Source organism: Corynebacterium sp. ED61 (genome assembly GCF_015233855.1).
GTDB classification, from domain to species: domain Bacteria; phylum Actinomycetota; class Actinomycetes; order Mycobacteriales; family Mycobacteriaceae; genus Corynebacterium; species Corynebacterium dentalis.
In genome coordinates this window covers 349,798-369,801 of sequence record NZ_JADGIT010000001.1, presented here as the reverse complement: position 1 = coordinate 369,801, position 20,004 = coordinate 349,798, and the positions used below count along the sequence as shown (strand labels likewise).

21 protein-coding genes, 4 tRNA genes and 1 pseudogene are annotated in these 20,004 nt (G+C 59.8%); 15 read left to right on the top strand and 11 right to left on the bottom strand.

The window, feature by feature from the left end; all coding sequences use genetic code 11:
* Positions 1–53 precede the first annotated feature (53 nt).
* From clpS to IM764_RS01635, 9 genes are all read left to right on the top strand, one after another.
* Complete coding sequence (gene clpS / locus IM764_RS01675; protein ID WP_099299151.1) at positions 54–359, top strand: ATP-dependent Clp protease adapter ClpS; 306 nt, start codon at positions 54–56, stop codon at positions 357–359.
* An 80-nt stretch (positions 360–439) separates the two neighbouring features.
* The gene (locus tag IM764_RS01670) at positions 440–1,078 is read left to right on the top strand and encodes a DUF2017 domain-containing protein (protein WP_194186650.1); all 639 of its coding nucleotides are present in this window, start codon (positions 440–442) and stop codon (positions 1,076–1,078) included.
* Positions 1,078–2,214: a P1 family peptidase gene (locus tag IM764_RS01665; RefSeq protein ID WP_194186649.1), complete on the top strand. Its 1,137-nt coding sequence runs from the start codon at positions 1,078–1,080 to the stop codon at positions 2,212–2,214. The genes IM764_RS01670 and IM764_RS01665 overlap by 1 nt, the downstream gene beginning before the upstream one ends.
* Positions 2,201–2,899, top strand: a complete 699-nt coding sequence (locus IM764_RS01660) for a rhomboid family intramembrane serine protease (RefSeq protein ID WP_194186648.1) — start codon at positions 2,201–2,203, stop codon at positions 2,897–2,899. The genes IM764_RS01665 and IM764_RS01660 overlap by 14 nt, the downstream gene beginning before the upstream one ends.
* A complete protein-coding gene (murI, locus tag IM764_RS01655; RefSeq protein ID WP_194186647.1) occupies positions 2,889–3,773 on the top strand; it encodes a glutamate racemase in 885 nt (294 codons plus the stop codon). Before IM764_RS01660 ends, murI begins: the two co-directional genes overlap by 11 nt.
* Before the next feature lie 151 nt (positions 3,774–3,924).
* Entirely contained in the window at positions 3,925–4,722 is a 798-nt protein-coding gene (locus IM764_RS01650) for an MBL fold metallo-hydrolase (protein ID WP_194186646.1), read from the top strand.
* A gap of 71 nt (positions 4,723–4,793) precedes the next feature.
* Positions 4,794–5,540 carry a ribonuclease PH gene (gene rph / locus IM764_RS01645; RefSeq protein ID WP_194186645.1) on the top strand — a complete coding sequence of 249 codons (747 nt, stop codon included), beginning with the start codon at positions 4,794–4,796 and terminating at the stop codon, positions 5,538–5,540.
* Entirely contained in the window at positions 5,540–6,181 is a 642-nt protein-coding gene (locus IM764_RS01640) for a non-canonical purine NTP pyrophosphatase (protein ID WP_194186644.1), read from the top strand. Before rph ends, IM764_RS01640 begins: the two co-directional genes overlap by 1 nt.
* Positions 6,182–6,345: 164 nt before the next feature.
* Positions 6,346–7,725 (top strand): amidohydrolase, encoded by a 1,380-nt coding sequence (locus IM764_RS01635; protein WP_194186722.1) that lies wholly within the window; start codon positions 6,346–6,348, stop codon positions 7,723–7,725.
* Positions 7,726–7,780: 55 nt separating this feature from the next.
* On the opposite strand, the gene IM764_RS01630 is transcribed toward IM764_RS01635, so the two are convergent.
* Together IM764_RS01630 and IM764_RS01625 are read right to left on the bottom strand one after the other, a co-directional pair.
* A complete protein-coding gene (locus tag IM764_RS01630) occupies positions 7,781–8,131 on the bottom strand; it encodes a DUF3817 domain-containing protein (RefSeq protein ID WP_194186643.1) in 351 nt (116 codons plus the stop codon).
* A 54-nt stretch (positions 8,132–8,185) separates the two neighbouring features.
* Positions 8,186–8,623: a hypothetical protein gene (locus IM764_RS01625; RefSeq protein ID WP_194186642.1), complete on the bottom strand. Its 438-nt coding sequence runs from the start codon at positions 8,621–8,623 to the stop codon at positions 8,186–8,188.
* 108 nt (positions 8,624–8,731) lie between these two features.
* Here IM764_RS01625 and IM764_RS01620 point away from each other — a divergent pair.
* Positions 8,732–8,816: transfer RNA gene (locus IM764_RS01620), tRNA-Leu, on the top strand.
* 185 nt (positions 8,817–9,001) lie between these two features.
* Here IM764_RS01620 and bcp read toward each other — a convergent pair.
* A complete protein-coding gene (bcp, locus tag IM764_RS01615) occupies positions 9,002–9,505 on the bottom strand; it encodes a thioredoxin-dependent thiol peroxidase (RefSeq protein ID WP_194186641.1) in 504 nt (167 codons plus the stop codon).
* Between the two features lie 134 nt (positions 9,506–9,639).
* Here bcp and IM764_RS01610 point away from each other — a divergent pair, with 134 nt between their 5' ends.
* Entirely contained in the window at positions 9,640–9,918 is a 279-nt protein-coding gene (locus tag IM764_RS01610; protein WP_099299161.1) for a DUF3618 domain-containing protein, read from the top strand.
* On the top strand, positions 9,919–11,061 hold the full coding sequence (locus IM764_RS01605; RefSeq protein ID WP_370551504.1) for an AbrB family transcriptional regulator: 1,143 nt from the start codon (positions 9,919–9,921) through the stop codon (positions 11,059–11,061). It abuts the gene before it with no gap.
* 60 nt (positions 11,062–11,121) lie between these two features.
* Here IM764_RS01605 and IM764_RS10320 read toward each other — a convergent pair.
* From IM764_RS10320 to IM764_RS01595, 3 genes and pseudogenes are all read right to left on the bottom strand, one after another.
* Positions 11,122–11,415: pseudogene (locus IM764_RS10320) on the bottom strand (M20/M25/M40 family metallo-hydrolase); the annotation flags it as partial.
* A 102-nt stretch (positions 11,416–11,517) separates the two neighbouring features.
* Positions 11,518–12,507, bottom strand: coding sequence for an LLM class flavin-dependent oxidoreductase (locus tag IM764_RS01600; RefSeq protein ID WP_194186640.1), 990 nt, complete (start codon positions 12,505–12,507; stop codon positions 11,518–11,520).
* A 133-nt stretch (positions 12,508–12,640) separates the two neighbouring features.
* Positions 12,641–12,716: transfer RNA gene (locus IM764_RS01595), tRNA-Lys, on the bottom strand.
* Positions 12,717–13,074: 358 nt separating this feature from the next.
* Here IM764_RS01595 and IM764_RS01590 point away from each other — a divergent pair.
* Positions 13,075–14,286: an Ig-like domain-containing protein gene (locus tag IM764_RS01590; RefSeq protein WP_194186639.1), complete on the top strand. Its 1,212-nt coding sequence runs from the start codon at positions 13,075–13,077 to the stop codon at positions 14,284–14,286.
* A 78-nt stretch (positions 14,287–14,364) separates the two neighbouring features.
* On the opposite strand, the gene IM764_RS01585 is transcribed toward IM764_RS01590, so the two are convergent.
* From IM764_RS01585 to cmrA, 4 genes are all read right to left on the bottom strand, one after another.
* The gene (locus tag IM764_RS01585) at positions 14,365–14,904 is read right to left on the bottom strand and encodes a flavin reductase family protein (protein ID WP_099299165.1); all 540 of its coding nucleotides are present in this window, start codon (positions 14,902–14,904) and stop codon (positions 14,365–14,367) included.
* A 165-nt stretch (positions 14,905–15,069) separates the two neighbouring features.
* Positions 15,070–15,145 (bottom strand) — tRNA-His (locus IM764_RS01580).
* 164 nt (positions 15,146–15,309) lie between these two features.
* Positions 15,310–15,987: an oligoribonuclease gene (gene orn / locus IM764_RS01575; RefSeq protein ID WP_370551503.1), complete on the bottom strand. Its 678-nt coding sequence runs from the start codon at positions 15,985–15,987 to the stop codon at positions 15,310–15,312.
* On the bottom strand, positions 15,984–16,814 hold the full coding sequence (cmrA, locus tag IM764_RS01570; RefSeq protein ID WP_194186638.1) for a mycolate reductase: 831 nt from the start codon (positions 16,812–16,814) through the stop codon (positions 15,984–15,986). The genes orn and cmrA overlap by 4 nt, the downstream gene beginning before the upstream one ends.
* 270 nt (positions 16,815–17,084) lie before the next feature.
* Here cmrA and IM764_RS01565 point away from each other — a divergent pair, with 270 nt between their 5' ends.
* The gene (locus IM764_RS01565) at positions 17,085–17,462 is read left to right on the top strand and encodes a helix-turn-helix domain-containing protein (protein ID WP_194186637.1); all 378 of its coding nucleotides are present in this window, start codon (positions 17,085–17,087) and stop codon (positions 17,460–17,462) included.
* Positions 17,463–17,488: 26 nt separating this feature from the next.
* On the opposite strand, the gene IM764_RS01560 is transcribed toward IM764_RS01565, so the two are convergent.
* Positions 17,489–17,561: transfer RNA gene (locus tag IM764_RS01560), tRNA-Arg, on the bottom strand.
* Between the two features lie 141 nt (positions 17,562–17,702).
* Here IM764_RS01560 and IM764_RS01555 point away from each other — a divergent pair.
* Positions 17,703–19,895, top strand: coding sequence for a cytochrome c oxidase assembly protein (locus IM764_RS01555; protein ID WP_194186636.1), 2,193 nt, complete (start codon positions 17,703–17,705; stop codon positions 19,893–19,895).
* Positions 19,896–20,004 lie beyond the last annotated feature (109 nt).

The window sequence follows — 20,004 nt, the reverse complement described above, 5'->3', positions numbered from 1 at the left end:
ATGCGTCGGTTGGGCAGGGACACAGCAGGGGAGAGGTCGGTATGGTGTAGGTCATGACGTCTCCAGCAGCACCAACAGCAACGCCAGTAGAGGAAAAGGTTCCGGACACACTCACGGAAGCCAACCTGCCCTGGTTGTGCATCTGCTGGGATGATCCCGTGAACCTGATGAGCTACGTGACCTACGTTTTCCAAACCACCTTGGGCTATTCGCGCAAGAAGGCCACGGAGTTGATGATGCAGGTGCACAACGAAGGCAAAGCCGTGGTCAGCTCTGGGGAGCGCGACAAGGTAGAAGCAGACGTGAAGAAGCTGCAAACTGCCGGTCTGTGGGCCACGATGCAGCGCTCGGACGGTTAACTTTTCCCTGGTTGGTTCTCTAGATTTCACTCTCTAGGTTTCATTACGACCCACCCGCTTCGAGGAGGAAGCTAGCACCCATGGATGCATGGTCGAAGAAAAAAGGCATGATGCGTGGCACACGGTATGTGACCAGGCTGGAGCCGTTGGAGCGGGAAATGCTGGGGGAGAGTGCATCCACCATCGCCGATGCGCTGATGGACCGAGTGCGCAGCGCACCAAAAGATGAGCTGGCCGAGCTGACCGGCATGACCTCGGGGCACGCCGATGCCCCGGACAACCCCGCGCTCGCCCGCTTGCTGCCGTCCTTCTTCAAAGACGGCGCGGAGGAAGTCGAGGGCGATGCCTCCCTGATGCGTCAGCTCAACGAGACGGACATCATTCGCAATAAGCTGTTGAGCCTGCGCGTGGTGGCCGATGCCCTGGGACCAGATGGCTCGGTGAACTTGACGCTCTCCGAGTCCGAGGCGCGGCTATGGACTAACGCAGTCAGTGATATCCGCACCTATCACCACCAGCAGCTGCAGACGCTGATCGCGCGTCACGGCGAGGACGACGAACGCTGCGTGGCCGCCCAGCAGTACATGGATTGGCTCGGCGGGCACTTGGATTCCTTGATGTTTGCGATGATGGGGGACCTGGATATCGATGACTCCTTCGGTGATGATTTCGGTGATGAGCCAGGCAACCCCGAGGATCGTCCTGACGGGTCGCGCTAATGAGCGTGGAGTTATTCGGTTGTACGCCCGGCGCGCGCAATGGCTTGTTGGATGTGCCGGGGTTGGGTCTGGGCCATGCGATCTGTGACGAGGGCCAGGGCGATTCCGGCGTAACGGTGGTTGTGGCCCCGGAAGGTGCCGTGGCCAGCGTCGATGTTCGTGGGGGAGGCCCCGGAACCAGGGAGACGGATTTGTTGTCTCCGGAAAACACCGTGGGTGCGATCCATGCGGTGGCGCTGTGCGGTGGGTCCGCATTTGGTCTCGACGCCATCGCGGGCGTCATGTCCGAGTTAGAGTCCCAGGGCATTGGTTTTCCCGTTCTCGGAGAGCTCGCTCCGGAGTTAAAGATCCCGATTGTTCCGGGAGCGGTCATTTTCGACCTGCTGTTGGGTCAGTGGGAATCCCGCCCCACTCAAGCCACGGGAGTGGAGGCTGCCCGGTGCGCCCTAGAGACTTACCGCGCCGGGAATGAGGACACGACCGCTGTTCACCAACAGGGCAACGTGGGCGCGGGTTTGGGTGCTGCTGCTGGAGCGCTCAAAGGCGGCTTCGGCCAGGCCAGCGCAGTATTTCCGGAAGGCACGCTTTTAGCTGGATACACCGTCAGCGCTGCCGTGGTGGTCAATCCTCAAGGGACCGTGTTCAACCCAGCAACAGGGATGTTGTGGGGAGCGGAGGCGGAACTCGGCGAGGAGTTCGGAAACCTGAAGGATGTCACGGTGCCTATGGACAACGTGGAGAAGATGGCAGCGATGAACGTGCTGGGAACCAAGATCTTGCCGGAGATGGTGGGCTTTTCTGAGCTCAACACCACCATTGGCGTGGTGGCCACGGATGCGCCGATCAGCAAAGCGCAAGCCAAGCGGCTGGCGATGTCTTCACACGATGGGCTGAGCCGAGCCATCCGACCAGTGCATATGCCGATGGACGGCGATACGCTGTTTGCATTGTCCACAGCCCAGCAGCAGGAGGGTCCCTCGGACAAGGCCACGAGCGTGGATCCGATTGGCATGAGCATGCTCTCTGCAACGGGAGCCAACTGCGTGGAGCGCGCGATTGTCCACGCAGTGTTGAACGCCACCACTGCCTATGAAACTCCCTCGTGGAAGGAGGCCGCCGGTTATGACAGGTCCTAGCTACGGCGGGCCTCACTACGGAGGCTCTCAGTTTGGCGGTCCCAACTTTGCAGGCACTCCTCCAGCGAAGAGAAAGCAGAAGCCTAACCGTTTCGCCTCTGCCGGGCTGACCACGTTTACCTTCTTGGTGGTGCTGTGGGTCGTGCACATCGTCAATGCGTTCATGCATCACCGGCTGATCTACTACGGAATTCGTCCCGGCGATACCGACGGACTGTGGGGCATCCTGTTCGCCCCCTTCATTCACGTTGATTTCACGCACCTGGTGATGAATTCTTCCGCCGTGGCAATACTGCTGTTCGTCCTGGCTTTGTCCGGGCAGCGAGAAGTGTGGATTAGTTCCATCATCATCGCGCTGGTGGCAGGCGGTGCCGTCTGGTACTTCGGCAATCCGTACACCGTCCACGTGGGTGCCTCGGGACTCATCTATGGGTGGATGGCTTATCTCATCGTCCGCGGGTTCTTCACCCGCAACGCCACACAAATCATGCTGGGCATCATCATCGGCTTTACGTATGCGGGATCGGTGTGGGGCATGCTCCCCGGCCAAGAAGGCGTTAGCTGGCAAGGGCACTTGTTTGGAGCTATCGGCGGAGTAATCGCCGCGGCGAGCGGGGTGGCGTCGAACAAAAAGAACAATGACCAACTGCTTGCGCCACAGAGAGGAATCAACCATGGGCGATGACCAGGTGACGAACAACGTTGACCTTGCCGACATCGGACCGGAGACGTTCAACAACGCACCCATCGGCGTATTCGATTCCGGCGTGGGCGGGCTGACCGTGGCGCGCACGATCGTGGACCAGCTGCCGCACGAATCGCTGATCTACATCGGCGATACGGCGCACTCGCCCTACGGGGATAAGTCCCTGGACGAGGTGCGCACGTACGCGCGGGCGGTGGCGGATGACTTGGTGGCTCGCGGCTGCAAGATGATCGTGATCGCGTGCAACTCAGCGTCCGCGGCGTTTGCAGACATTGCGATCGAGGACTACGACGTGCCCGTCATCCCCGTGATCCTGCCCGCGGTAAAACGGGCCACGTCGACCACACACAACCGCAAGGTCGGCGTGATTGGAACGGCCGCTACCGTCGCCTCGGGCGAATATGCGCGCACCTTCGAGCGCTACATCGCGGACGAAGGCCTGGCGGAGGTGGACGTGTACTCCGAGGCATGCCCGCTATTCGTGCCCTTCGTGGAGCGGGGAATCACCACCGGACGGCAGATCCTGGGCATCACGGAGAACTACCTGGAGCCGTTGAAGGAAGCCGGGGTGGACACAGTGGTGCTGGGTTGTACCCACTATCCGCTGCTCACGGGCGTGGTGCAGCTGGTGATGGGCGATGAGGTCACGCTGGTATCCAGCGCGGAGGAGACCGCGAAATCCGTGTACCGCACCTTGAGCGAATCCGGTCAGCTCGCGGATACGGATCCCGATCGCGAGGTGAGCCTGAGCTTCGAATCCACGGGCGATCCGGCGCGCTTCGCCTCCTTGGCCACGCGGTTTTTGGGCCCGGCGATTACGTCCGTGTCTCACATCCCGGAATTGTTCCGCTAAGTTTTTCGGGGATTTATGCGCGTTAGGCGCCTTCACCGGGGCAAAAGTGCACAAGTGAGGAAGCAGGCAACGGCGCACCCCGTGTGACGTTTCCTAACTTATGGAGTTTTCCTTAGGGCAAAATGCCCAATCCATGTGACAATGTGCTTCTATGGAACTGATTGTCTTGGGCTGTTCTGGCAGCGTAGCGGGCCCGGATTCCCCCGCGTCTGGGTACTTCGTGCGCGGTTCCGGCCAAGAGAGCGTGTTGCTAGACATAGGCCCGGGAGTGCTGACGGCCATGCAGGCCACCGAAGGCATCGAGCCGTCCGAGTGCCACGTGGTGTTCTCCCACATGCACGCCGACCACTGCCTAGATTTCCCATCGTTGCTGGTCTGGCGGCGTTTCCACCCCACGGCCGCGGCCACGCGCACGCACACGTTGCTGGGGCCGGCGATCGCTCAACAGCACCTGTCCATGGCCGGCGCGGATTACCCAGATTCTCCAGACGACATTTCTGACACCTTCGACGTCCGTGTTCATGAGGTGGGTTTTGGTGTTTTCGACGCCAACTCCTGGCCATCCCACACCGTTGGCGATTTCCAGGTTTTCGCCGCCCCCGCTGTGCACACAACGGAGGCCTACCTCACGCGTATTCACGATGCCCAGGGCAAGAGCTTTGTGTACTCCGGCGACACCGCTGCCACGGATACTTTGGCGCAGTTTGCCCAGGGAGCGGACCTGCTGCTGTGCGAGGCTGGATGGGGCGAGACCTCCGAGGGCAAGCCCACGGGCATGCACATGTCTGGGCAGGAAGCGGGGCGTGCGGCCGCAGAAGCTGGGGTGACCACGTTGGTGCTGACCCACGTACCGCCTTGGGGTGACAAAGACGCAGCGCTGCGGGGTGCCCAGCGAGAGTTCGATGGGGAGATCATCGTGGCGCACGCCGGAATGGTGCTCAACTTCTAGGAAGTTAATTGAGCGGTTGTCCGAATTCGCCGCTCGGAGAGTTGTCCTGACCGCCTTGTAAGGTGGCAGACATGGCTAACGACACAACCTTTACCCGCGCGGACGGCCGCGCCACCAACGAACTGCGCCCCGTGCGCATCACCCGAGGATTCACATCCAATCCCGCCGGCAGCGTGCTGGTGGAGTTCGGCAACACCCGCGTGATGTGCACAGCTTCCGTGGAATTTGGTGTTCCACGCTTCAAGCGCGATTCCGGCGAAGGCTGGCTGACCGCCGAGTACGCCATGCTTCCTTCCTCCACCCATGAGCGCATGCCGCGCGAGTCCATGCGCGGCAAGGTCAAGGGACGCACGCACGAGATCTCTCGTCTAGTTGGCCGCTCCTTGCGCGCAGCTGTTGACCTGCGCGAACTGGGCGAAAACACCATCGCCATCGACTGCGATGTGCTCCAGGCAGACGGCGGCACCCGTACCGCTGCCATCACTGGCGCCTACGTAGCACTGGCCGATGCGCTGGCATACCTGCAGGAGCAGGGCGTGGTTCGGGGCCAGCCACTTCGCAGCCCAGTCGCCGCTATTTCCGTGGGCCTCATCAACGGCGTGCCATGCCTGGACCTTCCCTATGAGGAGGATTCCCGTGCGGACGTCGACATGAACGTGGTCATGACCGAGGAAGGCCGCTTCGTGGAGATCCAAGGCACCGGCGAGCACAACGAATTCACCCGAGACGAGCTGAACCAACTCCTAGACCTCGCCGAAGGCGGCCTGCAAGAGCTCATCGCAAAACAAAAGGAAGCACTCGCAGGAGAATTGAACTAATGCGGGTGCTGGTGGCGTCGAGAAACGAAAAGAAACTCAAGGAACTCAACCGGGTCCTCAATAACGCGGGGGTGACCGGCATCGAGCTGGTGAGCCTGCGCGACGTGGCCGAATACCCGGAGACTCCGGAGACCGGCGCGGATTTTGTGGACAACGCGCGCATCAAAACTGCCGACGGAGTGCGCCACAGCGGGCTGGTCACCATCGCCGATGATTCCGGCATCGCTGTCGACGAGCTGCGTGGCATGCCCGGTGTGCTGTCCGCACGGTGGTCCGGTGTGCATGGCGACGACGCCGCGAATAACCGTTTGCTGCTGGGACAATTGTCCGATACTCCCGACGAACGACGCGGCGCGCACTACGTGTCTGTGTGCGTGATGGAACTACCCCAGGAGATTGCTGTAGCTGCTGGCATGGATACGGTCAACGTGGCAGAAGGCCGCTGGGAGGGGCGCATCGCCCGGGAAGAGCAGGGCGTGGGTGGCTTCGGCTACGATCCGCTGTTCCTGCCTGACGAGGAACCAGGCAAGTCCGTGGCGCAGCTATCCGCCGAAAGGAAGGACGAACTTTCCCACCGCGGAAAGGCTTTGGCGAAGTTAGTACCGCTTTTGGAAAGGCTCAGTAGACTAGAGACAGCCTGAGTAAAACGCCTTTGGTGGCTTTTGCTCCAGTAAGTACATAAGCACTCTCACTCTGCTGAAAGGAACATCAGTCCGTGACCGCCGAAACGGGATCCACATCAGGTCGCACCCTGAGCCCTCGAGGACATTTGGCCGCTAGCCCCGCGGAAATCGTCGAGGATTACATGGGCCCGCTGTACGGCGGACGGTTCGACAAGGAAACGGTGGCCGACGGAGGCCAGCTGGACTTGGAGTGGCTGGAAGAAACCTACAAGGAATTCCACCGCGAGCCGGAACTCTCCACGGCGGAGGAAAGGACCGCAGAACGCATCATCCGCGAGCTCGGCTACTTCAAAGATTGGGACGTGACCACCGGAATTGGTGGCTACGGCATCACCGCAGTGCTGGAAAACGGGGAAGGCCCCACCGTGCTGTTCCGTGCGGATTTCGACGGCCTGCCAGTGGCAGAGAAAACAGACGTGGACTACAAGTCCAAGCACTCCCAGCTGGATGCACAAGGGCAGCGTGTTCCCACGATGCACGCCTGTGGACACGATCACCACACCATGTCCCTGCTGGGTGCCATGCGAGTGCTGGATGGAACCCGGGATCGCTGGTCGGGCACAGTGGTGGCATTGTTCCAGCCCGCCGAGGAGGCTTCGATCGGTGCCAACGGAATGATTTCCGATGGACTGGGCACCAAGATCCCGCGCCCGGATGTGTGTCTTGCGCAGCACATCATCGCTGGGCCTGCAGGGCGCGTGTTTACCGCGCCGGGACCGGTGATGACCAGCTCCACCACCATCGAAATCACGCTGTACGGTCGCGGCGCTCACGCCTCCATGCCACACCGCTCTGTGGATCCCGTGGTGCTAGCTGCATCCACGGTGATGAAGCTGCAGACCGTGGTTTCTCGCGAGGTTCCGCCCAACCAGTTCGCCGTGATCACCGTTGCCTCGGTGGAAGCGGGCAAGGCGAATAACGTGATTCCGGATTCCGCGAAGATCTCGCTGAGCTGCCGTTTTTATGATGAAGCGCTGCGTAAGAAGTGCGTGGATTCCATTAAACGCGTGGTGCGCGCCGAGGCGATGTCCATGGGTGCCGAGCGTGAGCCGAGCTTCAAGTTCGTGGGCATGTTGGGAGCGACCAACAACTCCGAGGAAGTTTTCACCACCATTCGTCAGAACTTCGACCAGGCATTCGCTGCGGAATCCGTGGACATGGAGCCATGGACGGCATCCGAGGATTTCCCCGTGCTCCCCAGGGCGTTTGGCGCTCCGTACATGCTGTGGACGGTGGGCATTACGCCACGGTGGCAGTGGGACCGTGCGGACAAGGCTGGTCGGTTGGATATCGACATCCCGACCAACCACAATCCGATGTTCTTGCCGGATCTGAAGACCCTTCCAGTGGGCGTACGCACGGCGGCCGTGGGCGTGCTCTCTTGCCTGCAGCGCGCTTGGGAACGTCCAGAGGATCAGGCCGATGATTCCACCTACCGGCCCACCGCGCCGACCGATCAGGACATCGACGAAGTGGCAGTGGAAACTGCCGGCGCGGATTAAAACTGCCGGCGCGGGTTGAGGGAGCTGGCGCTGGGGTTAGGGAAATTGGCAGGGGTTAAGGAAGCTGGAAGGCTTCCTTAACTTCTAGGCGACGCTTGCGCTCCACGTAGAAGCTCAAGAACGGCACCACACCAGCGAGGATGGTGGTGAGCCACTTGGCTGGCTCCCAGCGGGCCTTCGTTCCGAGGTCCAAGCAGGCGATGCAGTAAATGATGAAGAAAAAACCGTGGGCTTGACCGATGTACTGGAACCATGCCGGTGCCTCATCGAGGATGAGGTACTTCAAGGACATCTCCACGACCAGCACCAACAGCCAAATACCGGTGATGATCGCGGCGATGGAGTAGAACTTCAGGCTCTTGGCCACGCGCTTTTGACGCTCGGGGTGGATAGTGGCATTAGTCATTATTTCTGTGCTTCTTTCTAGAAAACGAAGACTAGGGGTTGTGAAGGACTGGGGTTATTTATCCCGCGGGACCGTGCGGGAGGAGCGCCGTCGATCATCGACTAGGGCGTTGGATTGAAGATCCGTACCGGAACTGTTGCCCGGCAACTCGATGAAATCATCTGGGATCTCGCGCATGGACTCGCGGACCTTTTTTGGAACGGCGGCCATGTCCTCGCCCTCGAGGCGTTCGCGCTCGTACTGCATGTACTTGTAATAGGCGAACACCATGAAGCTGCCGAAAATTGGCCACTGCAGGGCATAGCCCAAGTTCTGGAAGTCTCCGGAGGCGGACGTGAAGCGTTCCCACTGCCAGAATGCGAGTCCAATGGTGGCTAAAACGGCCACGACGAGAAAGCAAATTTGGATGATTCGAACCCGCAGCGGGAAGGGCTGAGCCTTCTTAGCGTGCTGGTTGGCGGGGAAATCGTCCCGATGCTGCTGGGTGCTCACAGTGAAACACTCTACCTACCTGCGGGTTGAAGAATCCAACCGCTGTCTTGCTAGGATTAAGCTCGGTGTTGCCTTAGCGTGCGAACGTGAAAGTGAATGCGACACGATGCGCCTGTGGCGGAATTGGCAGACGCGCTGGATTTAGGTTCCAGTGTCTTATGACGTGGGAGTTCAAGTCTCCCCAGGCGCACCACACCCCATCTAATTGCTTAGATGGGGTTTTTCCATGCTCGCAGAATTCTCCGATCCCGCCAGAATCCCGCTCGCCACGGCAATCCCACTTCCGGGGATCATTGTGCAAACCATCCCGGAAAACTACTCAATCCCTAACCGGGGAGCCTTTCGAACCCGGTGGCGAGGATTTAAGAAACCGGAAAACTACTTCTCCAGCTCCTTGATGATGCGCGCCACGTGGCCCGTTGCCTTCACGTTGTACTTCGCCAGGGCGATGTTGCCCTGCTCATCCACCACGAAAGTGGAGCGGATAACTCCCTCCACGACCTTGCCGTAGTTCTTCTTTTCTCCATACGCGCCGTAGGCTTTCATGACGGACTTGTCAGCATCGGAGAGCAACGGGAAGGTTAGCTCGTACTTATCGGTGAACCTCTTCAGCGCTTCCGGCTTGTCGGGAGAGATTCCTACGACCTCCACGTCCTGGCCGTTGAGCTCAGTCAGTGAATCGCGGAAATCGCAGGCCTCGGTGGTGCAGCCCGGCGTATCAGCCTTGGGGTAGAAGTACACAATGACTTTCTTGCCCTTGTAATCGCTCAAGGAAACGGTCTCGCCGTCCGCGTTGAGCAGGGAAAACTGCGGTGCAGCCTGACCCTCCTCAAGACGCACGTTGGGGTTGTCAGTGTTCTGAGTATCAGTGTTTTCAGCCATGTTTGCCAGTGTACCGAGCCTCGCACCATGGGATAGTCGCCCCCGAACTGCTGTCAGCTTCCCCGTGATCCTTTACAATGGATCGAGTTAATTAGTTTGTGAAGCCTGCCGTACATGTACAAGGGAGAATTTCCGTGGCCCGTAGCATCGATGCCATCCAGCGCGATATTGAGCGCACCCGCAACCAGCTTGCCCACACCTTGGATGAGTTGTCTGTGCGTGCAGCTCCTAAGAACCTGGCTAACGATGCCAAGTCTCAGGCTTTCGGCGCTGCCAAGGAGCCAAAGTTCCAGATGATCGCCGGTGGCGTGGCTCTGGGCGTGGTGACTTTGGTCGCTCTGACTGTCTCTTCCAAGCGCAAGGAAAAGAAGCAGATCAAGGAGATCCAGCGTTTGCTGGCTGCTACTCGCTAAGTGAGTAAGCTTCGTTTCTTCCGACCCCGGACTGCCGCTGAGGCATCCGGGGTTGTTGCACGTTGGGGTGCAATTGTTGCCCTGATCGTGGTGGCCGGGCTGGGTGGCATTTTCGGTACCAGGGCCGGTGTTCCGGCCGCGTGGATCTTCAGCTTCCTGCTGGTCTTCGGCATCTTCGCAATCTTTGGCGACCGCAAGATTCAGCCCGTGAAGAAGGCGATGATCCCCGCCCAGGTCATCATTTCTTTGCTGTGTGCCGCGCCGCTGGCGACCGTGGGGATGTCCTCCGCGTTGAGTTACACGGGCGCGGTGGTGCTGTCCCTGGCCACCACCTTCGCCGTCTGCGCCCTGGGTGCTTGGTTGTTGGTGCGGTTTCGCCGGGTTACCCCGGCCACCTCGATTCTTTCGGTGATGGCCGGTGGTGCCAGCGCCATGGTCATGTTGGCTCGCGATATGGACGACGCAGACATGCGCTTTACCACCTTGACCCAGTACCTGCGCCTGTCCATTGTTGTGCTGACGCTGCCAGTGATGGTGCATGTTCTCGGGGGAGTGGGAAGCTCTGGGGGCTCCGGTGGCGCAGAGCAGTCCGGCCCGTGGTGGGCGACCAGCTGGGAACCCATCGTGGGCGTGGCTTTGACTATCGCTGTAGTGTGGCTGTTCACCAAGCTCACGCACCGTTGGTTCAGTGTGTCCTCGCCTTACTTGCTGCTCGGGGTGGCCTTTGCCGTGATCGCGAACCTGCTGGGTGCGCCAGAGGCATTTCTGCAGCCCGATGGCCTTCTGGTGAACGCGGCATACGCGCTGATTGGCATCCAAGCCGGAGGCACACTGACCAAGAGTTCATTGCGTCACTTCGCCGGGGCGCTGCCGATCATCATCGGCGTGGTTCTGCTAATGATCATTAGCTCTTTGGGAGTCGCGCTAATCATCAGCGGGGTATCGGACCTGCGAGTGCTGGATGCTTACCTAGCAACCGTTCCGGGCGGAATCTACGCGGTACTGGCATTTGCCCACGAGGCAGGCTCCGACCCTGTGGTGACAGTGGTGCAGGTCATGCGGATGATCGCCATGCTCGTGGTGGGGGCGTATGCGCCGCAGATTATTGAGCTGTGGCGTCGGAAAGCAAACACCTCCACCTAACGATAAGGCCGGCACAGCCCCACCACGGTGACCTACTTGGAGGTCGCCAACCAACACGCCCGCGGCAACCACCGCGGCCTCGGCACCGCGATCCAACGTGGGCTGAAGATCCGCTGCGGAACCGGGATTGTGGTTGGCAGGGGCGCTATCCATGTCCGCGAAGCCGCCTAGGCCCCAGTAGACGTAGGGGACGCCGAGCTCGTCGGGGATGTAGGAGAAATCCTCAGAGGCGGGAAGGGGATTGATGACCAGGGAATCCTCGCCGAAGTGCTCGTCGAAAGCGGCGTGGACGGCCTCGGTGGCATCGGCATCATTGTCCGTCAGGGGGTAGATGTCGTAGTACTCAAAGATCGGCTACTTGGGGCAGGGCTTCGGTGAGGTCGAAAAAGTTGTAGAGGTGGGAGATCAGCGGATCGACATCGCTCGTGTCTTCTCCCAACTCTCAGTTCCGTGTGGCTATAGCTCCCAAGCCTTCGCCAGCAGTTCCATCGAGCGTAGCGATTCTTCAGTGGACGTGGAGTTCAGCGAAACCATCAGCTCGTCTGCATCCGCGTGCTTGGCGAAATCGTCCAGGTAGGCGCGCACTTGGTCTGGCGTGCCCTGTGCCCAGTACTGCAGCATGCCGAGGATTTGCTCGCCGGCCGGGGAGTCCACCAGCATGTCCAACTCTTCTTCGGACAGTGTGCGTCCGCGGCCAGCCATGGCGCGAACGCGAGAGCGCTTCACGTGCTCAACTTGGCGGGCGGCCTCCTCTTCCGAATCGGCGGTGGTAACGTTCACCGCGGCGATGACGTAGGGCTCCGGGTGGCGCTCCGAGGGCTGGTAATTCTCGCGGTAGACGCGAACCGCTTGCTGGAGTGCAGCCGGTGCGAAGTGCGAAGCGAAAGAGTACGGCAGTCCCAAGTGTGCAGCCAATTGCGCACCGAACAGGGAAGAGCCCAGGATGTAGAGCGGAACGTTGGTGTTCTTGCCGGGTGTTGCCTCGACGCCAGGGATTCGCGATTCCGAACCCAAGTAGCCTGCCAACTCGGCGACATCGTTGGGGAAATTCTCTGCGGCCGAGGGCTCTCGGCGCAGTGCCCGCAGCGTCATCTGATCCGTGCCGGGGGCACGGCCTAGACCCAAATCAATGCGTCCAGGGTGGAGCTCTCCTAGGGTGCCGAACTGCTCAGCGATAACCAGAGGCGAGTGGTTGGGCAGCATCACGCCGCCTGCGCCCAAGTTGATGGACTCAGTATTGGCTGCAACGTGAGCGATCAGCACCGCTGGGGCAGCGCTGGCGATGGACTTCATGTTGTGGTGCTCGGCGTACCAGATGCGCTTGTAGCCCAGCTCCTCCGCAAGCTGAGCCCACTGGACGCTGCGCCTATAGGAATCGGCGGGTCGCTCGCCACTGTAGACGTTGGCAAAGTCGATCAGAGAAAGTGGAATGGAAGGTGAACTCATACTCCCTACAATGCCTGCGCGGAGGAGTTCATTCCATGAGAGGTGGTTTGATGTGAAAGTTATGCTGCAAAAGGCATGGAAAAACCCCCGATCGCGATCCCGCGGGGATGCGATCGAGGGTGATCAAGATAACTGGTGGGCTAACAGGGACTCGAACCCCGAACCCGCTGATTAAGAGTCAGCTGCTCTGCCAGTTGAGCTATTAGCCCAGTTACTGATGAGTGCAGCGGAACCGCGCTGTGTTCTCTGCAACGAAGAAAAACTATATACGCACTCTCTGCAAGCGCCAAATCGCCTGCTCGCAGGGCTTTAGGGAATCATCTGGCAAGCTTTGTGGAGGCTGCGGGTGAGTCTGCGTCGGGCTTCCGAGAACAACCATCACCAACCTCAGCGAAACCGAAGAAGACTCGCTGATTCTCATAAGATAACAGTTGAGTTTCGTTTGGCGTTTCCATATAGTCATTGCGGGGACGGGGGAGTAGAGTCTCAAAGAATATGCCCCGCTTGAGGGCCATGATGGCGCAGGTCTGCGTCTATTTTCACAAGCTATATGTTGTTCGGAGAGCAATGCGTTTTCACACCACAACTTCGGTTGCTTCCACTCTGCGTCGCGTGACTGCAGCGGTCGCGGCAGTGGGTCTTACCCTCACCGTTGCAGCCTGCACCATCAATACGGGCGAAGGTGAAGAATCCCAAGGGACAGCGGATCAAGTCGCCCAGAGCGAGGAAGCCCCCAAGGACACAATCACTGCCAACGTTGAAGACGGGGATGATTCCACTCCTGTCGCGGATATGGTGGACGTGAACTCGGATTCCAAGCTCACCGAAGTGACCCTCACCAACGAAGCCGGTGGGGAAGTGGAAGGCAAGAAGTCCAAGGACGGCAAGAAGTGGACCGCCAGCGAAAAGCTGGGCTACGGACGGACCTACACCTTGGAAGCTAAGGACAAGGATGAGACGTTCACTGCAGAGTTCACCACCGAATCTCCTGCTGGTCAGACCAACGCGGCGCTCTCGCCCTTGGATGGCTCCACGGTCGGCGTGGGGCAGTCCGTGAGTTTCCAGTTCGATACCGCGATCACGGATCGGAAGGCTGTCGAGGACCTCATCAGCATCAAGACCACCCCGCACGTCGAAGGTGCGTTCTACTGGATCTCCAACCAGACGCTGCGCTGGCGCCCCGAGGAGTACTGGGCACCAGGAACCAAGGTTGATGTTGAGGGCGATTTCTACGGCCACGATCTCGGCGGCGGTGTCTATGGCGAGGCAGACCGTTCGGCGAGCTTCACCATCGGCGATGCGCTGCGAGCTGTCGTCGACGATTCCGATAAGACCATGACCATCTACCAAAACGGCGAGGTCATCAAGACCATGCCCGTGTCCCTTGGGCGCGATGGTGGCCGCTGGTCCACGCCCAATGGCGTCTACCAGATCGGCGATCAGTACGACCGCCTGACGATGGACTCCAACACCTTCGGTTACTCAGAGGCTGAGGGCGGCTACATCACGGACGTGGATTACGCCACGCAGATGAGCTACTCGGGCATTTACATCCACTCGGCACCGTGGGCATCGTGGGCGTTCGGCAACACTAACCAGTCGCACGGATGCATCAACGTCTCGCCGGCGGATGCGAAGTGGGTCTACGAAAACTTCAAGCGCGGCGACATCGTAGAGGTCAAGAACACCACAGGCGAGCAGCTGGATGGACACGACGGCCTCGGCGATTGGAACATCCCGTGGGAGACCTGGAGCGCCGGCAACGCTGATCAGGGCTAGGTCAGCGCCCGCTCCGGTCAAATAATTCAGACCCCCGACCGAAAATGGTCGAGGGTCTGTTCTTTTTGTTGCGGCTGGTCAGGGGTGTTTGTGTTCTTCTTCCGACGCCAAAGGCAGCGCATTTTCAATGCTGTAGAAGCGATGCCCCTGGTAGAGAAGAGCCGAAGTTTCCTGCAGATTGTGGACCTCCAGCACCTCTGCGGCCACGAGCGTGGCCGAACCAGAGTGCGCGGTATCCGCGACCTTCACGCGGATCACTGCCCGCGCTCCGGGCAGGTAAGGCTCGCCCGTGGGGGCGGTCACCCAGCCCTGCTGCGCGGAAAAGCGCTCCGCGGTGGAGGAGGCAAAGGCTGCGGCCACGTCGGCGTGGGCGTCGGAAAGAAAATGGATCAACAAGGAATGGGCGCGCAACAACCGCTCTGCGGACCCGGTGGGCTTCATGAAGGAGAAACTGACGGCGAGCGGGTCGAGGGAGAGGGAGGACACCGAGGTGGCGGTGATGCCTACCGGCTGGCCGTCGACGGTTCCGGTGATCAGGGTGACTCCAGCGGGATGTCCACGGAAGACGGTGCGAAACGCGTCCTGGAGTTCCGGGGATGCGGGAAGGTGCTGATTCACCGAATGTCCTTTCTTTAGCTCGCGATTGGTGTGCGCTTAGTCAAGGTCCCTAACCGGCGTGCGGACGCGCGCAGAGTGAGGAAATGTACTGACCAGCGTACTAGGGTGCGCACAATGCAAAACGGCGCCCCGTGCACTAATGCGCGAGACGCCGAAATGAAGCTTTGGGGTGACTGACGGGACTCGAACCCGCGACACCCAGGATCACAACCTGGTGCTCTACCAACTGAACTACAGTCACCATTTGTGCTCGTTGCTTTGCAGCACGGTTTCAAACCGCCGTACGAGCAGCGAAGTTCATGTTAGACCACGGCTGCGCGCAATCCAAAAAACCTAGTTACGCGGGGGTTATTCCACCGTGGTCGTGGTCGTGATCAGGGCCGGGGCCGGCCGCGGGCAACCGGGCTAGTCGATGGGGAACTGCTCGGTGACCCGCTGAGCCGCCTGTTTGACCTGCTCGGAATCAGGAGACTGGCTCACAAACATAGCCTCGCGGTAGAAGGCCAGCTCGCGGATGGATTCGCGGATATCTGCCAGCGCGCGGTGGGACATTCCTTTGTCCGGCTGCCCGTTGTAGATCCGTGGGTGCCAGCGACGGGCGAGTTCCTTGATGCTGGAGACATCAATCATGCGGTAGTGCAGGTAATTGTCCAGATCAGGCATGTACTTAGTGATGAAGGTGCGGTCCGTGGCGATGGAATTTCCCGCCAGCGGCGCCATGCCGGACATGGGCACGAACTGCTTGATGTAGTCCAGAACCTGCGCTTCGGCCTCTGCGACGGTGATGGAGGATTCGCGGATCTGCTCGGTCAGGCCAGAGGAGCCGTGCATCTTGGTGACGTAGTCATCCATTTCCGCGAGCTCGTCCTCGGAGGCGTGGATGACTAGATCGATGCCCTCGTCCAGCGGGTTGAGCTGTGAATCGGTGACAATCACCGCGATCTCCACCAGCACGTGCCGGTCCGGTTCCAGGCCGGTCATCTCGCAATCAGCCCAAACAATCCGATCCTGCTTTGAAATCTGGTTCGGAGTGGTTGCGGTGCTGGTACGCGCGGTGTTCTCAGTGTTCAAATCTTCGCTCACTTCTTCTCAGCCTCCTCGGCTGCCATCTTGGAGTAGAACTTGCCCATGATTGGGGCGGTGACGCGGCGGGGGACGTAGGTGGAGACCAGGTTCATCACCTTGGACAGCGGCCCGGGCACAACGCGCAGCTTGCCCTTGGCCAGTGCGTCGAGGGTGTCCAGTGCGCAGTCTTCGTACGTGGTCCACAGGAAATCCGGAACGGCATCGTCAACCTCGGTGAGGTCTTCGCCTTCCTTGCGGGCTTCGCGCACGGGACCTGGGGCCAGCAGGGTGCAGTTCACACCCGCGGGCTTGAGCTCGTAGTGCAGCGCCTCCGTGAAGGTGTTGACCATGGCTTTGGTGCCCACGTAGGTGGCGTTGCCGGGAATCGCCATGTTTCCGGCCGCGGAGCCCACGTTGACGATGCCGCCCTCGCCTCGTGCGACCATTCCAGGAATGACGGCAGCGGTGAGCTCGAAAAGGGCAGTGGCGTTTAGCTCGAATTGAGCGCGCTCGTAGCTGTAGTCCAAGTCGATGAAATTGCCGAAGGTTGCAATTCCTGCGGAGTTGATGATGATGTGCACGTCCGTATTGCGCAGTTCGTCCAAGAACGGCAGGCGCGCCTCAGCCTGGGAAAGATCCACGGAGCGAACCTGAACATCCACGTTAGGAAGCTCTGCGGCAATCTCTTCCATGGGTCCCGTGCTGCGGGCGACCAGAATGAGGTTGTGTCCACGCTTGCCGAGCTCCAGCGCGATGGCCCGCCCGATTCCGGACGAGGCACCCGTCACCACCGCGTAACTTCCGCTGGTAGGTGCGGGAATGGCCGGGGAGCCTTCGTGTGACATGCCGTTTCTCCTTGGTTGCGCGAGCAGTGTTTGTGAGGCGTTCGGTGCGGTGAGTTGTTGTTGTTTCTCTTCGTCCGACGCCACTTTCGTCTATCCCACGTTACCTGTACCCGAGACAGGTTCCCTCCCCGTTGAGCGCAAAGGGTAGTTGAAGTGTCATACTCCTTAAGAAGTTTGAAGCAGTAGAAGGTTCACGCTTTGCAATGCTGCCTGATAATGAAGAATCTTATAATCTGCATCTGCATGCTCATAAAATGTTAGGGTTTTCTTATGAACGAACCAGCCGTGGTCGTACGAGGACGCGAAAATGATCCTCTTGCCCTCCTGAAAAGCAATGAAGCTAGTAGGAAACTGCTGAAAGCAGTCGCGGACAAATGGGTGATCCTCATCTTGCTCACCCTGGATCAGGAGCCCAAGCGCTACAGCGAGATTCTCAACAGTGTTGAGGGGATCTCCCAGAAAGTGTTGTCCCAGCGCCTGACCATGCTCACGGACAGTGGAATGATGACCCGCACTTCTTATCCAGAGACCCCACCCCGCGTGGTTTACACCCTGACAGACCTGGGCCGTTCTGCGGTGCCAGCAGCTGAGACTATGGCTCTGTGGGTGCACGATAACGTCGCTACTGTGATGGCAGCGCGCAGCTAGCTTCGCTAGCTTCCACATCTAATTTGTGCCCCCGGCAGGAATCGAACCCGCGACACGTGGGGTAGAAACCCACTGCTCTATCCACTGAGCTACGGAGGCGCGGAACCCTCCAACACGCGGACGCTCACTGGCGGGAATTACAGTGCCCTATCACAAGAGGCGTACATCTGGGGGATCCGCATAAAGTATGCCACGGCACACGAAGGTGGAATTCATTGGGGCGAGCGGTACGGTAAGACTATGTCTGATCAGACCTCCAATGCGGCACGGACGGACAACCCCGAGCCACAGCCAGCGGATTCGCCTATAACTTCCACCTCGGCATCGCCGGAAAAAATGAGTTCCCCGGCTTTGGTTTACATCTTGGCCACGGTGGTGGCGGGACTCGTGGGCGGGCTCATCGGGTACTCGTTCACCTCGGATTCTTTGGTTGCTCTGGGCATTCCTGATCCCGGCGAGGCCACCACGCTGGGTCTGCCGTTGGTACGCGCGATGGGCACTTTCGTTGCTTGTCTCGGTGTCGGCGGATTCTTGATGTCCGCCCTGGGCACCCCGCCGCGTAAGGACGGCTACCTAGACTTGGACGGCTTCCGCGCAGCTCGCACGGGAACGTGGTCGATGTTCCTGTGGGCCATTTGTGCTGTGTTCATGATTCCACTGAGCTTGTCCGATGTGTCCGGCTCACCGTTGAATGAGGCGATCCAGCCGGACTACTGGGGCGTGGCGCTGGAGCAGGTCTCTGCGGCCAAGGCGTGGCAGTGGGTGGCCATTTTTGGATTCCTGGCCGGATTCGTTTCTCTGCTGACGAGGCGGTGGATCTGGCAACCAGTCTTTTTGGCTTTGTCCATCCTGTCCCTGGTGCCGATCGCCTTGGAAGGCCACTCGGCCAGCGGAGGTAATCACGATTTCGGCGTGAACTCCCTGCTGTGGCACATCATTTTGTCCGCACTGTGGGTGGGTGGTCTGCTGGCCTTGATTGCTCATGCCAAGCGTCGCGGACCGCACCTGGCGGTCATCACCCAGCGCTATAGCTTCTTGGCGCTGTGCGCGATCATAGGTGTGGCCATCTCTGGTCTGATCAACGCCTCCCTGCGTGTGAAGTTCTCCTCCTGGTTGACCACCGATTATGGCCTGGCCATCACCGCGAAGTTCGTACTGTTGGTGATCCTGGCGGGCTTCGGTTGGATGCACCGCTCCAAGATCATTCCGCAGTTGGAGGCGCTGTCCGGTCCGGATGGCAAGGGCGACAAAGCCCAGCGCAAGCCGTTTATTCGCTTGGCCATCGGCGAAGTGCTGTTCATGGCTGCGGCCGTGGGCGTGGCTATTTCCCTGTCTAGGATCCCGCCTCCGCTGCCGGAGCAACTGGATCTCACTCGCCAGGACGTGCTTCTGGGCTATACCTTGACCGAGCCACCCAGCCTGGGCGTATTTTTGACTAACTGGCGCTTGGACCTGGTCTTTGGCGTGGGCGCCATCTTGCTGCAGGCCATTTACATGTGGGCCTACTTTGTGGTGCGCAAGCGTGGCGTCGAGTGGCCGATCTCCCGCCTGCTGTGGTGGACCGCCGGCAACATCTTGCTCTTCGTGTGCACCAGCTCCGGGTTGGGCATGTATTCCATGGCGATGTTTGCCCCGCACATGCTGCAGCACATGATGCTGTCCATGACCGTGCCTATTTTCTGGGTGCTGGGCGGGCCGATGACCCTGCTGCTGCGCGCCCTTCCTCCCGCCGGACGCAACGGGGTGCCCGGGCCTCGCGAGTGGCTGGTGGTGTTCATTAACAACCCGGTGTCCCGCTTCCTGACCAATCCCATTGTGGCGGGTGTGCAGTTCACGCTTGGTTTCTACTACCTGTATCTCTCGCCGTTGTTCGATTGGATGGCGCCGCAGCACGGCGGCCACCTGTTCATGATGTTGCACTTCATCATCTCTGGTTACTTGTTCTACTGGGTGATCGTGGGTGTGGATGCGGCTCCGCGTCAGTTGTCGCCGTTTGTGAAGATGTTGACGTTGTTTGCGGTGACTGCGTTCCACGCGTGGTTTGGTATCGCGATGATGCAGATGAGCGAGCCCCTCAACGAGGAGTTTTATAATTCGCTGGATCTGCCATTCCACGTAGATCTGTTGCATCAGCAGCTGGTGGGTGGCGGCCTGGCGTGGGCCATCGGTGAGGTGCCGCTGGTCATTGTGTCCGTTGCGCACGGTATTCAGTGGGCGCGTTCGGATCGTCGTGAAGGCGAGCGTCATGACCGCAAGGAGGAGCGTTCCGGCGAGCAGGACTTGGAGGCCTACAACCAGATGTTGGCGGGCTTGGCCTCCGGCAATGCGGATGCTTCCACGCGGGATTACTACACCTCCGATTACCAAAAGAACGAGGTCCAGGGCGCACTGCACTCGGATAAGCACAAGCGTCAACAGCGTCACCGGGAGTAGGTGTAGGTGTTGTTTCCTTCCCGACGCCATACTCCCCACCGCCCAGTCAATCCCCATTTCTTCGCCTGTGAATAACGGGCAATCCACACTGGTCGTCTCCACAGGCGTG

Bases quoted from the DNA above. Each gene is read 5' to 3' on its own strand.
- clpS (WP_099299151.1), top strand. From the start codon at position 54: ATGACGTCTCCAGCAGCACCAACAGCAACGCCAGTAGAGGAAAAGGTT.
- IM764_RS01670 (WP_194186650.1), top strand. From the start codon at position 440: ATGGATGCATGGTCGAAGAAAAAAGGCATGATGCGTGGCACACGGTAT.
- IM764_RS01665 (WP_194186649.1), top strand. From the start codon at position 1,078: ATGAGCGTGGAGTTATTCGGTTGTACGCCCGGCGCGCGCAATGGCTTG.
- IM764_RS01660 (WP_194186648.1), top strand. From the start codon at position 2,201: ATGACAGGTCCTAGCTACGGCGGGCCTCACTACGGAGGCTCTCAGTTT.
- murI (WP_194186647.1), top strand. From the start codon at position 2,889: ATGGGCGATGACCAGGTGACGAACAACGTTGACCTTGCCGACATCGGA.
- IM764_RS01650 (WP_194186646.1), top strand. From the start codon at position 3,925: ATGGAACTGATTGTCTTGGGCTGTTCTGGCAGCGTAGCGGGCCCGGAT.
- rph (WP_194186645.1), top strand. From the start codon at position 4,794: ATGGCTAACGACACAACCTTTACCCGCGCGGACGGCCGCGCCACCAAC.
- IM764_RS01640 (WP_194186644.1), top strand. From the start codon at position 5,540: ATGCGGGTGCTGGTGGCGTCGAGAAACGAAAAGAAACTCAAGGAACTC.
- IM764_RS01635 (WP_194186722.1), top strand. From the start codon at position 6,346: ATGGGCCCGCTGTACGGCGGACGGTTCGACAAGGAAACGGTGGCCGAC.
- IM764_RS01630 (WP_194186643.1), bottom strand. From the start codon at position 8,131: ATGACTAATGCCACTATCCACCCCGAGCGTCAAAAGCGCGTGGCCAAG.
- bcp (WP_194186641.1), bottom strand. From the start codon at position 9,505: ATGGCTGAAAACACTGATACTCAGAACACTGACAACCCCAACGTGCGT.
- IM764_RS01600 (WP_194186640.1), bottom strand. From the start codon at position 12,507: ATGAGTTCACCTTCCATTCCACTTTCTCTGATCGACTTTGCCAACGTC.
- IM764_RS01590 (WP_194186639.1), top strand. From the start codon at position 13,075: ATGCGTTTTCACACCACAACTTCGGTTGCTTCCACTCTGCGTCGCGTG.
- cmrA (WP_194186638.1), bottom strand. From the start codon at position 16,814: ATGTCACACGAAGGCTCCCCGGCCATTCCCGCACCTACCAGCGGAAGT.
- IM764_RS01565 (WP_194186637.1), top strand. From the start codon at position 17,085: ATGAACGAACCAGCCGTGGTCGTACGAGGACGCGAAAATGATCCTCTT.
- IM764_RS01555 (WP_194186636.1), top strand. From the start codon at position 17,703: ATGTCTGATCAGACCTCCAATGCGGCACGGACGGACAACCCCGAGCCA.